This window comes from Cyanobacterium sp. (assembly GCF_054166785.1).
Map to the genome: position 1 here is coordinate 65769 of NZ_JBSZCP010000052.1, position 14140 is coordinate 79908.

Below are 14140 nucleotides of genomic sequence, written 5' to 3' on the forward strand. Positions count from 1 at the left end.
GAATCAAGATATGAAAATATTACATTTGAGTGATATTCATTTAGGCAGTAGTTTTAACCACGGGAAGATTAGCTCGGAGACAGGTTTAAATACTCGTTTTCATGATTTTGTTAATAATTTGTCTATCTGTATGGATAGGGCTTTGGAGGAGTCGGTGGATCTGGTTTTATTTGGGGGGGATGCTTTTCCTGATAGTACCCCTGTTCCTTATCTACAGTCGGCTTTTGCTTCCCAGTTTCGCCGTTTGGGGGAGGCGGGTATTCCGACTATTTTGTTGGTGGGTAATCATGATCAACATAGTCAGGATAATCAGAGGGTAGGCAATGCTAGTTTATCTATCTACCACAGTTTGGGAGTGCCTAATATTACGGTGGGGGAAAGGTTAACTACCCATGTCATTGAGACTAAATCGGGCCCTATACAGGTCATTACTTTGCCTTGGTTGACTCGTTCGGTATTTTTGACTAAGGAGGAAAGTAATGGGTTGTCCATGGAGAAAATTAATCAGCTATTGATTCAAAAGGTGGAAGTGGCTTTGGAGGGGGAAATTAGGGCTTTGGATAGCTCTATGCCGACTATTTTGTTGGCTCATTTGATGGCGGAAAGGGCTCAGTTGGGGGCGGAACGTTTTTTGGCGGTGGGCAAGGGTTTTCAGATTCCTTTGTCGATGTTGATTCGTCCTGAGTTGGATTTTGTAGCTTTGGGCCATGTCCATCGTCATCAAAATTTGAATCTTCGTAATAATCCCCCTGTGGTTTATCCGGGGAGCATTGAGCGGGTGGATTTTTCGGAGGAGAAGGAGGAGAAGGGTTTTGTTTTGATTGATATTGATGAACAAAAAAAGGTTAGTTGGCAGTTTTGTGGGCTTCCTGCTCGTCCTTTTTGTACTATTGAGGTGGATGTTAGTAAGAGTGGTGATCCTTTGGCTGATATTTTAAGGGCGATCGCCTCTAATGCCATTGAAGATGCGGTGGTAAGATTAATCTATAAGGTGCGCTCGGAACAACTGGAAGCTATTAAAAATAATGTTTTAGTGGAGGCTTTAGATTCTGCCCATACCCACACCATTCGGGCTAATCTGGTCAGTGTAGAAAATCGTCGTCGTCTGCCTGAGTTGGGGGTAGGGAATAATTTAGATCCCTATTCTGCTTTATCTACTTATCTTGATAACCGAGAAGACATCCAAGATATTGCCGATGATATGCTCAGGGCGGCGGAGGGTTTATTGGCACAAATTTCTTGATAAGCCTTAAAATTGTTAACGAATTATTGATATTGAGATTTTATGATGAGTAACTTAATCTTTTTTGCCGTGGCGGGAGATTTTCCCATTTATTTTGTGGCGGTTTATGTGGTGGGTTTAGTAGCGGCGGTGTCCATTGGTTTAATTGCTTGGTACAACTCTAAACGTCCTGTGGGCTGGGAAGATTCTCAAAAACCTGATTTTATCCCCGATCTCAAAACTAATTCTCAATCCTCCCCAGAAGATCAAGAGTGAATTGCCTTAATGCTATATTAGCAGAGGAATATATCGGCAAAATATTATGGATTCAACCACTATTAAAGAAAAGATAATGGCGATCGCCTCTAAACGTGAAATGTTAGTAACACTATCACAAAAACCAGATCTTGGTAACTTAAAACTAGATGTCACCCAAGCCCTCGATGAATTAGACGAACTCATCGAAGAATTGCATATCACCTTTCCCGAAACTGCTAAAAACTAGCAAGATGGGTTGACAAAACACTTTTTGTGGGAAAATAGGAGGGGAACATTAAAAAACCAGTCAATGAGTAAAATCGAAATTGGTGGTGTAGAGCATTTTTATCAATTAACCACCCCACCGAATCAAGATTCGTCCCCTCCTACCCTTATTTTTATCCATGGATGGCTTCTAAGTTATGAATATTGGCAACCCCTCATCGAAAAACTACGGGACACATATCCCTGTCTAGCCTACGATTTAAAAGGTTTTGGTGATTCCCAATCCAATCTAGGGGAGTGTGATAATTCCGCCTTTAGTCTCAAAAGCTACGCCTCTGACTTAAAAGAATTGTTACTAACCCTCAACATCAAAAAGGCTTGGTTAATTGGTCATTCCCTCGGCGGTAGTGTAGCCATTTGGGGGGCAGATATGTGTGATGAGGTGGTAGAAGGGGCTATCTGCGTTAATGCAGGGGGTGGCATATACCTCAAAGAAGAATTTGAACAGTTTCGAGGGGCAGGGGAAAAAATGGTTAAATTTCGGGCGCCATGGCTCGGTTATATTCCTCTGCTGGATCTGGTTTTCGCTCGGATGATGGTCAAACAACCCCTTTCTAGGTATTGGGGCAGAAAAAGATTAAAAGACTTTTTACGGGCAAAAGAACAAGCCGCCATCGCCTCTTTACTAGAATCTACCACCGAAGAACAAGTTCACCTATTACCCCAAATAGTCGCTCGTTTGTCTCAACCCTTACATTTTATTGCGGGGAAACAAGACAAAATTATGGAAACCAAATATGTCAAACATTTAGCCAGTTTCCATGAACTATTTAAAAATCACCATGATAATATCTGTGAAATCGATGATTGTGGTCATTTTGCCATGCTAGAGCAGACTGAGCTAGTCTATGAACAAATTTTAACAATTGTTCAAAAATACCAACATAACAAAAATAAAGTGCTACCATGATGGCAGTCTTAATAATAATTAGATCTTACCCCAGACTAAATAAATTTAGAATGATACAAGTAATGTTCTCTCCACTGCTAGGGCTTAAAACCGTAAGCCTCATCAATGATTTTAAGTCCCAAGCTGTATTAAAATTTTGGTTATTTTTCAGGAATAGAACAAATATTAAGAAGAAAGTTAATTTGATTGCAGTTCATGATTTTAATCTATAGGATTTAATCCTCTGAACGGGGAAATTAGTTATAATAGATTGTTTAACCGTTACTCTGTTTCCCCCATTTCCCCTCGGAAATTATCATTTACTTTTATCGTAAAAACCAATTTGATCTTTAGGAATATTAAGGGAAAGTCTATGCTAGACCGCAAGATTTATCAAATGTACAAAGAAGGTTGTGATGTCTCTGTGTTCTTGCGGGATCAACAACGATGGATTGAAGATGCACAAATCATCGGAATTGAAGGAGATGTCGTAACCATTCGCTATGAAATGGACGAAGATTATGAAAATAGCTCTTGGGAAGAGTTTGTTCGTTTAGAAAGTATTGGCGCTGTCAGTCGTAAACTTGCCTGTGTACCCCGTGGCAACACTGAAATTAATGTTTCTGATGATTGCCCTGAAGCCGAGCAGATTTATCCCCGTCGTCAAGACCAGGAATAAATAATTGACAATTAATGATTAACCATTGAAAATTAGGGGGGGTTGAGTTTTCAGCCCCCTTTGTCATCTTCATAATTTTTTATTTATGTCATTAGATAATTTTTTAGTCTGTGAGGGGGATTTACCCCTTGATATTTTTGAGCAATATAATCAAAGCGATGTTTTGGCCATTGATACGGAAACCATGGGTTTAGTGCCTCAGCGCGATCGCCTTTGCTTAGTCCAATTGTGCGATCGCACAGGATTTGTTACCGCCATCCGCATCAAGAGAAATCAAACCGAAGCTCCTAATCTTGTTAAACTTTTAGAAGCCCAACATATCACCAAAATTTTCCACTTTGCCCGTTTCGATGTTGCTCAATTTTTATATACTTTCGGGGCAAAAACTGAGCCGATATTTTGTACCAAAGTAGCTAGTAAAATGGCTCGTACCTATTCAGGTAGCCATGGCTTAAAAACCATTGTTCAAGAGTTGGAGGGGGTAGAATTAGACAAAAAAGCCCAAAGTTCCGATTGGGGTAACGTTGAAAGTCTTTCTCCTCAACAGTTGAGCTACGCCGCCAACGATGTACGCTATCTAATTCCTATGCGGGAAAAATTGATCACCATGCTACAAAGGGAAGAGCGTTGGGATTTGGCTAAAAAATGTATTGATACCATTTCCTTATTTGTAGAGTTAGATTTAAATTATTATAAAGATATTTTTGAACACTAAAAAATACCGATATTATAAACCGTACTTTTGTTTATTATTTATGGGTAATGGGTTAACCCATTATTAATTTCATTAATGTACTTTTATCTAGGAATATAGTATAGTATTTTTCCATGAAAAACCCCCATTTTGGGGGAACTTTATTAGTTATAAAATGTAACATTTTTTTGCTATTTTATATTAAGAAAAACTTAATTTTTAACGGGGCAAGTGTTGCTGTAGCACCAGCGTAAAAGATTGCCCACCAATAGATATTTAATAGCTTCTAATACCCAGTAACCTTCATGCCAAGAAATCATTTGATGGGGCATTTCTGTGGTAGCACTAAATTGATTAATGGATAAACCCCAAGCACTCATGTGAGGAATAAAAATATAGGTATAAGCTAAAGCAATTAGGAGTAGTAAATTAGCAAATACGAGGAAAATGGTTTGTTTATTTTCAGGAAATTGATGGTTAAAATAAAACACCAATGACACCGTTAAAATAAGGGCAGCACAAATTACTTCAATGCGGTTAAATACTCCAAAAATGAGGAAGCCCACATTGGCAAATCCGCCGTCATTCATCATTCCACTAACGGATAAACTAGGAATCAGAATAAAATCTAAAAATAAGCTACTGCAAAACCAAAATGCCAAGGTGCTGAGAATAATGGCATTCCAATTCAAATCTTTATTGATAACCCTAGAAAGTATGTTCATAATAATAATACCTATTTTTCTCTACATTTCTAGGATAACTTACCCTCTAGGCTCTTTATATTAAGTATTTTAACTTTTTTTCTTAAGTTTAATTAAGATAATCCCTAGGGATTTTTACCTATTTATTTTTATGGTTTTATCTAAAAAATAATTACTTTGCCTACTGCCTATTGCCTTTTGCTTTATCATATATGTCTATAAGTTGACGGGCGATCGCACTCCAGCTATAATTTCGTTGGACTAGGTTAAACCCATTAAGTCCCCGTTGTCTTCTTTCCTCCTCACTTTCAAGGGCTATCATTAATTGTTTTAGTAAATCATCCTCATCAAGACTACATATCCATCCCGCCTTTGCCCTCTCGATTTCTTGATAGATATAAACTTGGTCAGAAATTAGAACAGGGGTACTAAAGGCGATCGCCTCTACCACCGCAATGCCAAAATTTTCATAAAAAGAAGGAAGTAAAAATAAATCAGCCTTCTGTAACAAAGCCACCTTATCATCCCCCGTCACAAAGCCAGTAATGGTAGTGAAATTTGATAATTCAGAGGAAGTAATGCGATTTTTTATCTGGGTTTCATACTCCCTATCTTGAGGATTTGCCCCCGCCAAAACAAAATGAAAATTGTACCCTTGGTTTAATAACCGTTGCAGGGCAGGAATTAAAAATTGTAAACCCTTTTTAGGCTCAATGCGAGACATAAATAATAATAAAGGTCTATCACGGGGAATATTATACTTACCATAGATAAAATCATCATCTATCATGCCCCCTTGAATTTCCACCCCCAAAGGCACCACCAAACGATTAACCCCCGCCCCAAAATCCTCCGAAACATCCGCCTCCTGTTGACTGGTAAAATGTACCCCAAAACTCCCTTTTAAGTTAGGTTTTTCTAGCAAATTACCATATATTTTTTTCAAGCCCCTTTTTTTTCGTAAATCCTTGGGGTCTAAAGTTCCTAACGGGCGTAATATATAGGGTAAACCCCGATAACGACAGATAGAAGCCGCCATAGTAGTAACAGGGGAAAATAACGCATGGATATGCGCCACATCATAATCGCCACCATGTTTCCATAACCACCTCAACAAATCCACCGAAAACTTATAACGGCGAAAAGGCGAACAATTAAAATAGATTATCCTATAGCCATTCTCCACCACCACCGTTTGCAAAGGCACATCTAAAGGAGCTTGTCCTTGATCACCATTGGCATTAGTGGTAATAATAGTTACATCCTCCCCTTCCCTTGCCAAAGCCCTACACAAGCCCAAAATCATCTGAGAAGGGCCCCCATAAACCAAGGATATAGAGGGTATTATTTGTAATATTTTCAAAGTAAATTACTCCCCCAAAACTTGTTCATAGAATTCTAATAAATTCTTTGCCAAAGCCCTATTGGTATATTTTTCCATGGTTTTTTTGTAACCTTTTTCCCCCATCTCCTTAGCCAAATCAGGGTTATCCATTAATTGCTCAATACAGCCCCTCAAATCCTCCTCATCCTTCTCCTTAAACACTAAACCATCATTCCCAATTACATAGGGAATCTCCCCCGAATCTGAGCCGATAACAGGCACTTTACAAGCCATTGCCTCTATTAAAACATGACCAAATTGTTCTTTCCAGCCCTTGGCTGAAATTGTCTTAAAACTCTCATCGGTTTCCGATGGTAATACCAAAGTATCCATCATGTTAATATAACGGGGTACTTGATCATGGGGAACACTAGGAATTATAATTAGGCGATCTTTTAATCCTAAAGTATTCATTTCTGTAATAATTTTTTCTTCTAATTCTCCCCTACCTAATAGTAATAATTTCCAATGATTTTCCTTTAATTTACTAATTGCTTTTATTAGGGTTAAAATACCTTTTTCAGGCACAAAACGACCAACAAAGCCGATAACAAATTCTTCTTTATCGATATTTAATGCTTGTTTTAAATCGGATTCTTCTTGGGGTGCAAATAATACTTCATCTATACCTAAGTTTGGCATAATAATGGATTTACCCTCATAACCATGATCTCGAATAATATCTAATGCGTCTTGATTCCCTGAAATGAAGCCATGGGTATTTTTGAGGTTGAATTTTTCTAACCAGCTAAAGGGAAATTTGAGAGCGTAAGGAATATTCCACCAAGTAAAAAAGAAATTTTTAGCTTTTAATCCTAGTAGTTTATTAAGGATAATGAATTGAGCATAACCGAGGGATTTTATTCCTTCTTCTACATGGATAATGTTTGGTTTGAAGTCCTTTAAAAAATTGATAATTTCTGGGCTAAAAGTTAATAGTCCTTGGTGATTTTGACTATAGTTAGTAATGGGTACTATTTTAAAATTTCCCTCGTCTTTAAATTCAGATTTGATGATTTTATTTTGTACACCCCCCGGATTCCAAATTTTAGGTACAATCACCCTAACTTGAATATGGGGGTCAATTTTGGCTAATTCCCTTAATCTTTCACAGTTTAAATTGACTATGTAGGAATGTCCCACTACTAATATATTCATGACGATCGCACTTACTCACTATGCTTCATCATAATATAGCAATCCAGAATTCTAACCATCATTAAATTAAAAAAACCAGTTGCGATAATATAGAGACATAAAACTTAAACTTTATTTATGTTTATTAATATTTATCAACCAAAACAGGTGAAAAAGTTTGTTGAGGATAAAATTTTATTCGGAAATGAGCTTACGCCCGAATTGGCAGCTATTTTAACTGTATATTTTGTTCAAGGTATCTTGGGTTTGGCTAGGTTGGCGGTGAGTTTCTTCCTCAAGGATGAATTGATGTTATCCCCCGCCCAGGTTTCCGCTTTGATGGGGGTAGCGGCTATTCCTTGGGTAACAAAGCCTGTTATCGGTTTTTTTAGTGACTCTAAGCCCTTATTTTCCTATCGTCGTCGTAGTTATCTTATCCTATCAGGTTTTTTAGGGGCGATCGCTTGGCTAAGTTTAGCTACCATTGTCAGTAGTGCTTGGGGCGCTACCATTGCCATTTTAATGACTTCTTTATCCGTTGCCATGAGTGATGTGATTGTGGATTCTGTGGTGGTGGAGAGGGCGAGGAATGAATCCTTAGAAACTTCTGGTTCACTACAATCGGTAACATGGGGCTTTTCTGCTTTGGGGGGTATCATCACCGCCTACTTTAGTGGTTTATTGTTGGAATATTTCAGTGCCTCTCAGGTGTTTATGGTAACGGCTTGTTTTCCTTTGGTGGTGGTAGCGGTGGCATGGTTTATCATAGAAAAACCCCTTAGGGAAGAGGAAGAAACCCCCTCGGCTTGGGGGCAAACAAAACAGTTATGGAATACCCTCAAACAAAAAACTATCCTCGCCCCTGTAATTTTTATCGCCCTCTGGCAGGGTACTCCTAGTGCGGATTCTGCCTTTTTCTTTTTTACTACCAATGAGTTAGGATTTCAGGCGGAGTTTTTGGGTAGGGTGCGTCTTGTTACCAGTGTGGCTTCTTTGATTGGGGTGTTTTGTTATCAAAAATGGCTCAAACAGATTTCTTTCCGAGTGATGCTTGGCTGGAGTGTGGTGTTGTCTTCTTTGTTGGGGATGACGAGTTTAATTTTAGTTACCCATTTTAACCGTACTTTGGGCATTGATGATCATTGGTTTAGTTTGGGGGATAGTCTTGTGCTGACGGTGATGGGGCAAATTGCTTTTATGCCTGTATTGGTATTATCTGCCCGTCTTTGCCCTGAAGGTATTGAGGCTAGTTTCTTTGCTTTATTGATGTCCATTTGGAATTTTGCTGGGTTGATTTCCCATGAGTTGGGGGCTTTATTAACGGCGTGGTTGGGGGTGACGGAAACTGATTTTTCCAATCTTTGGTTATTACTTTTGATTACTAATTTATCTAGTCTATTACCTCTATTTTTACTTAATTTTTTACCAGATCATGATCCGCAGGATGTACCTTCTGTTAATCTTCCTATATCCGAGGTTTATGAGCATCACAGTCCCGGGGCGATCGCCTCTAATGATATGATGCCTGAAGTGGTATATTCTTCAGGAAATCGTGGTAAAAATAAATAATTACGGTTTTGCCCCCTAAATCCCCTAATACTGGGGGACTTGCATTTTAATAATTTATTATTACAGGTTGTTAGTATTTAATAATGTCGAATCAATCCTTAAGAAAATACATCAATAAAGGCTTTTTAAAGTTACCCTCTGTCAAAAAAGAAGTTGAAAAATTTAAGGAGAATATCGACAATCTATTATCCCTTACAGCCCATCAAATTAATGAGTCGGAGGAGTTCCATAAAAATAATTTAATAACGTTTCTTAATGATAGTTTTTATAGTCCAAATCATTATCTAAATACTAAGGGTAATGATGATTTAGTAATTTATAATGGTAAAGATCTAAAAAGTAGTGTAGGGATTATTATTGAGGTAAAAAAACCTACTAATAAATCCGAGATGATTAGTTATGAGAAGTTTAATAATAAGTCCTTACAGCAATTATTATTTTACTATCTTCAAGAAAGGGTTAATCATAAAAATATTGAGTTAAAACATTTAATTATTACTAATATTTATGATTGGTTTGTTTTTCCTGCGGAATTATTTGAAAGATTATTTTATCGGGATAAGTCGTTATTAAAAAAGTTTGATGATTTTAATCAGGGGCGTTTGACTGGTAAGAGTACGGATTTTTTTTACAAAGAAATTGCCCAAATTTATATCGATAAAGTAGAACAAGAGTTACGGGATAATGTGGCTTATCTTAACTTGCAAGAGTATCACCATGTAGAGTTAAATTCCCTCAATGATTTATATAAATTTTTATCCCCTTATCATCTTCTCAAACTACCTTTTAGTAATGATAGTAATAGTTTAGATGAAGGTTTTTATAGTGAATTATTACATATCATTGGTTTAACAGAAATCAAGGAAGGTAGTAAAAAAGTTATTCGTAGATTACCCCTTGATAAACGTTTAGAAGGTACTTTATTAGAAAATACTATTAATCAATTAAAAACCTATAATAAGTTGGATAATGTTGAGAAAATAGATAATTTTGGCACTACGGAAGAAGAACAATTATTTAATGTTGCCCTAGAATTGGTCATTACTTGGATTAACCGAATTTTGTTTTTAAAATTATTGGAAGCCCAGTTAATTACTTATAATCGCAACAGTGCAAATGATGGGGTTAATGATAATACTGATTATAGTTTTCTGAACAGTAAATTCATTGAAAATTTCGATGATTTAGATATTCTCTTTTTTCAGGTGTTGGCAAGGAAAAATATCGATCGCACTTTAACCATCCAAGAAAAATATTATCACATTCCCTATCTCAATAGTTCTTTGTTTGAAATTACCGACTTAGAAAAAAAAACAGGGGCGATCGCCCTTCTCAACTACAATAAAAATATTGATTATTATAGTAACACCGTCTTAAAAGATAGTCAGGGAAAAAAAGAAACAGGAGAAATCAACACCCTAAGCTACCTACTAAACTTCCTTGGCGCCTATGACTTTAGTAGCGAAGGCAACGGAGACATCAAAGAAGATAACAAAAGACTAATCAACGCCTCAGTATTAGGCTTAATCTTCGAGAAAATCAACGGCTATCAAGACGGCTCATATTTTACCCCCGGATTCATTACCATGTATATGTGTAAAGAAACCATCCGCCGTGCCATCATTAACAAATTTAACCAAACCAAAGGATGGCAATGTAACACCATCATCGACTTATACAACAAAATTAACAATAGCGAGGAAGCCAACCGTATCATTAACTCTATCAAAATATGTGACCCCGCCGTAGGTTCAGGACATTTTTTAGTATCGGCATTAAACGAAATCTTAGCCGTCAAAAGTGAGTTAGAGATATTAGTTGATAAACAAGGGAAACGCCTAAAAAACTATCACATCACCGTAGAAAACGATGAGTTAATTATCACCGACGAAGATAACCAACTGTTTACCTACAATCCCCTTAACCCCGAAAGCCAACGAATCCAAGAAACTCTCTTTCATGAAAAACAAACCATCATCGAAAACAGTCTTTTTGGGGTAGATATTAACATCAACTCCGTGAAAATATGTCGTCTTCGACTCTGGATAGAATTACTCAAACACGCCTATTATATTCCTGAAACCCAAGGGCAAAAAACCCTCGAAACTTTACCCAACATTGACATTAACATCAAATGCGGTAACTCCCTTATCAGTCGCTTTGCCATTAACGACTCCCTCACTTCCCCCAAAACTAAACGGCAAATTAGTGATTATAAGGAAGCGGTTAAAAACTATTATCGCCCCGAAAATCGTCGTCAAAAACAAGAGATTACCAAGTTAATAAAACTCATTAAGGATAATCTTAGCAATGAAATCACGGGAAATGATCCCACTTCCAAAAAGTTGCGACAGCTAGAAGGGGAGTTGAATGGTTTGATAAATCAACAGTCTTTGTTGGAGGAAAGCGTTAAGGAGAAAAAAGCCAAGGAGAAAAAGATTAAGCAGTTAGAAAAGCAGGTTAATAAGTTGCAGTTAGAGATTGATGATAAGAAGCATAATCGTATTTATCGTAATGCTTTTGAATGGCGTTTTGAGTTTCCCGAGGTGTTGAATGATAATGGTGATTTTATCGGTTTTGACATCATCATCGGTAATCCTCCTTATATTCGTCAGGAAGAATTTTCACCCCTCAAGCCTTTACTAAAGCAACGGTATCAAATATATAACTCCATTGCTGATTTACTAACCTACTTTGTGGAATTGGCATATAATCTTTTGTGCCATGATGGTATGTTTCAATTTATCATCTCCAATAAATTTACAAGGGCAAATTATGGGAAAGAAATGCGCTCATTTTTGTTGGCAAATACTACCCTGACTCACTTTATCGATTTTAGTGGATTGTCGGTTTTTGATGAGGCGACGGTGGATGCTGCTATTTTGGGTTATCAGAAAAACAAGTTATCTGATTCTTATTTGATATATGCTGATGTGGATAAGGATGGTTTTAGAATTAATGATTTTCATGGTTATTTAGATGAAGTTACGGAGGATTATTTACAAGATAATTTAACTATTAATAGTTGGGCTTTTGAAAGTGCGGAAGTATTAAAAATTAAGCAGAAAATAGAAGCTCAAGGCACACCTTTAAAGGATTGGGATATTAGCATTAATTATGGTATTAAAACTGGTTACAATGAGGCATTTATTATTGATGGGAAAAAAAGGCAGGAGTTGATAGAAAAAGATAGTAAATCAGCGGATATTATTAAGCCTCTTTTGCGTGGGCGTGATATTCAAAAATATTATCCTGACTTTCAAGATTTATGGTTAATTGGGACTTTTCCTTCTAAAAAATATAATATAGATGATTTTGTTGGTGTTAAAGAATATCTATTAACTTTTGGAGATAGGTTACATCAATCAGGTAAAAAAGGTTCAAGAAAAAAAACGGCTAACTCTTGGTTTGAAACTTCTGATAATATTGCCTATTGGGAAGATTTTGAAAAGCCAAAAATAATCTATCCTAATATGACAAAGTATTTTCCTTTCTTCTTAGATATTCACGATAATTATTATCATAATGATAAGTCCTTTCATATTATTACAAATCAAATATTTTGGTTGATTTCTTTTTTAAACTCTAAGTTATTTTATTATTGTTTTAGAGATAATTTTTCAGAACTTTTAGGCGGTACAAGAGAATTAAGAAAAGTTTTTATGGAACAAATACCAGTACAACAAATTACAGAAAAAGAAGAAAAACCATTTAAAAAATTAGTGACAAAAATAATGGAGATGAAGAAAAAAGATAAAGAAGCAGATACCAAGGAGTTAGAGGAAAAAATTGATCAACTGGTGTATAAATTGTATGGACTAACGGAGGAAGAAATTAAGATAGTTGAAGGTCAAGAATAACAAAAATTGCGGTTTCGCCCCCTAAATCCCCCAATTCTGGGGGACTTTTATCGTCAATTTTTTCTCAAATTTTACGAGAAGGGATACCGCTTTTCTTTTCTCTTGTGCTTTAAACCCAAAATTTGCCGTTTTTTTCGTCTTTTTGTGGTTATTTCACTTTAGTTATGATATACTTATAATATAATGGAAATCTGTGCAAAAATAATTAAAAATGTAAACATTCCCATTGTATAAAAGACAATTCCATTGTCCGCTAAAAAAAGGCAAAAGTCAAGAAAAAATCGATTTTTGCAATAATTTGTAACAAAAAACAAAAATCCCCTCAACCTTTGCCCTTCAAATAACCATGATTTAGAGAAAGTTGACTAAAATAGGACTAATTTCCTTAGAAAAATGCTCTTGGGGATAGTGTTTTGCTTCTGATATTTTCTTTAACGTAATATTAGAATTTGCTTTGGCAATGGCTTCTACTGGCTCAAGACTAAGCCAAGGATCATCTTCACCCCAGATAATTAGACAAGGTTTTTCCCATGTTTTTAATCCCGCTTCAATTTCTTTCATACTGTCAAAAAACTGCATTTTTCTAACCATAGTTACCATGGTTCTACCTGCCAAGGAAGAAGTTACGATGGGTTTACGGTAGTAGGCTAAATTTTCATCGGAAATTACATAACCTGCTCCTTTTTCTAGGGTGCGATCGACAAATAAGGGATCTTGGGTTATCATATCACCAAGGAAAGGGATGCCACATTGTTTAATTAACCAAGGTACTTTTGCACTGGTAGAAATGGGACTATTTAAGATAATTAATTTATCAATTTTGTCTGGATTTTGTAAGGCATATTGAATGCCAATAGTACCTAAAAAACCTTGAATTACTAGGCTGATTTTCTCTGTTTTAAAAGCATCTATAAATTCTTTTAATGCTTGGATATAGGCTTCGGGAGTGTAAGCAAAATCTCTTTTGTCTGGTTTGTCTGAATTCGCCCACCCTAACCAATCAGGGGCGATCGCACTGTAGCCTGATTCAGCCACAAAAGGCATAATTTCCGCCCAACAAAAACTCTGGGATGGTAAACCATGGAGGAAAAAAACGGGGTTTTTATCTGTTTCTTGAACGGGAAAACAAGAGCGGAAAAACCATTCTACGTTACCGACTTTTCTTTTATTTTCTACTATTTTCACTGTTATGTTATCTATTTTTGTAAATCTTTAGTTTATCATCAAAGATTTTGGGTAGAAACCCCGTGCTTCAGCACGGCTTGATATTTTCTAAGTATATAGTATTGACAATACTATATTGCTCAGTATATAATGCCGATATAGCGAAAAGATTACACAATGTTTAAAACACAGAAAAACCAAATTAGAGGACTGGCTAAATCCGAGTATGCGGCACTACAAGAGATGTGTAGGTTGTCAAAAAACCTATATAACGTAGGTCTATATTCAGTTAGAC

The 14140-nt window shown here is 36.4% G+C and carries 12 protein-coding genes; 8 read left to right on the forward strand and 4 right to left on the reverse strand.

Annotated features, from left to right (window positions below; translation table 11 throughout):
• The first annotated feature begins 10 nt into the window (after nt 1-10).
• The 6 genes from sbcD to ACXITR_RS10725 all read left to right on the forward strand — a co-directional run bounded on the left by sbcD (nt 11) and on the right by ACXITR_RS10725 (nt 4048).
• Entirely contained in the window at nt 11-1243 is a 1233-nt protein-coding gene (sbcD, locus tag ACXITR_RS10700; protein WP_457997205.1) for an exonuclease subunit SbcD, read from the forward strand.
• A 45-nt stretch (nt 1244-1288) separates the two neighbouring features.
• Complete coding sequence (gene psb35 / locus ACXITR_RS10705; protein ID WP_457997219.1) at nt 1289-1498, forward strand: photosystem II assembly protein Psb35; 210 nt, start codon at nt 1289-1291, stop codon at nt 1496-1498.
• 46 nt (nt 1499-1544) lie between these two features.
• Nucleotides 1545-1727, forward strand: coding sequence for a hypothetical protein (locus ACXITR_RS10710; protein ID WP_457997206.1), 183 nt, complete (start codon nt 1545-1547; stop codon nt 1725-1727).
• A 63-nt stretch (nt 1728-1790) separates the two neighbouring features.
• Nucleotides 1791-2675: an alpha/beta fold hydrolase gene (locus tag ACXITR_RS10715; protein ID WP_457997207.1), complete on the forward strand. Its 885-nt coding sequence runs from the start codon at nt 1791-1793 to the stop codon at nt 2673-2675.
• Nucleotides 2676-3027: 352 nt separating this feature from the next.
• Nucleotides 3028-3333: a DUF6679 family protein gene (locus ACXITR_RS10720; protein WP_457997208.1), complete on the forward strand. Its 306-nt coding sequence runs from the start codon at nt 3028-3030 to the stop codon at nt 3331-3333.
• An 85-nt stretch (nt 3334-3418) separates the two neighbouring features.
• On the forward strand, nt 3419-4048 hold the full coding sequence (locus ACXITR_RS10725) for a ribonuclease H-like domain-containing protein (protein WP_457997209.1): 630 nt from the start codon (nt 3419-3421) through the stop codon (nt 4046-4048).
• Between the two features lie 191 nt (nt 4049-4239).
• On the opposite strand, the gene ACXITR_RS10730 is transcribed toward ACXITR_RS10725, so the two are convergent.
• The 3 genes from ACXITR_RS10730 to hpsO form a co-directional block, all read right to left on the reverse strand.
• Nucleotides 4240-4752, reverse strand: a complete 513-nt coding sequence (locus tag ACXITR_RS10730) for a hypothetical protein (protein WP_457997210.1) — start codon at nt 4750-4752, stop codon at nt 4240-4242.
• A 160-nt stretch (nt 4753-4912) separates the two neighbouring features.
• Nucleotides 4913-6094, reverse strand: coding sequence for a hormogonium polysaccharide biosynthesis glycosyltransferase HpsP (gene hpsP / locus ACXITR_RS10735; protein ID WP_457997211.1), 1182 nt, complete (start codon nt 6092-6094; stop codon nt 4913-4915).
• A 6-nt stretch (nt 6095-6100) separates the two neighbouring features.
• Complete coding sequence (gene hpsO / locus ACXITR_RS10740; protein ID WP_457997212.1) at nt 6101-7273, reverse strand: hormogonium polysaccharide biosynthesis glycosyltransferase HpsO; 1173 nt, start codon at nt 7271-7273, stop codon at nt 6101-6103.
• 117 nt (nt 7274-7390) lie between these two features.
• On the opposite strand from hpsO, the gene ACXITR_RS10745 reads away from it, so the two are divergent.
• On the forward strand, nt 7391-8821 hold the full coding sequence (locus tag ACXITR_RS10745) for a folate/biopterin family MFS transporter (RefSeq protein ID WP_457997213.1): 1431 nt from the start codon (nt 7391-7393) through the stop codon (nt 8819-8821).
• An 83-nt stretch (nt 8822-8904) separates the two neighbouring features.
• Nucleotides 8905-12681 (forward strand): class I SAM-dependent DNA methyltransferase, encoded by a 3777-nt coding sequence (locus ACXITR_RS10750; protein ID WP_457997214.1) that lies wholly within the window; start codon nt 8905-8907, stop codon nt 12679-12681.
• A gap of 351 nt (nt 12682-13032) precedes the next feature.
• Here the strand turns inward: ACXITR_RS10750 and ACXITR_RS10755 are convergent, their stop codons facing one another.
• The gene (locus ACXITR_RS10755) at nt 13033-13866 is read right to left on the reverse strand and encodes an alpha/beta fold hydrolase (RefSeq protein WP_457997215.1); all 834 of its coding nucleotides are present in this window, start codon (nt 13864-13866) and stop codon (nt 13033-13035) included.
• Between the last annotated feature and the right edge of the window lie 274 nt (nt 13867-14140).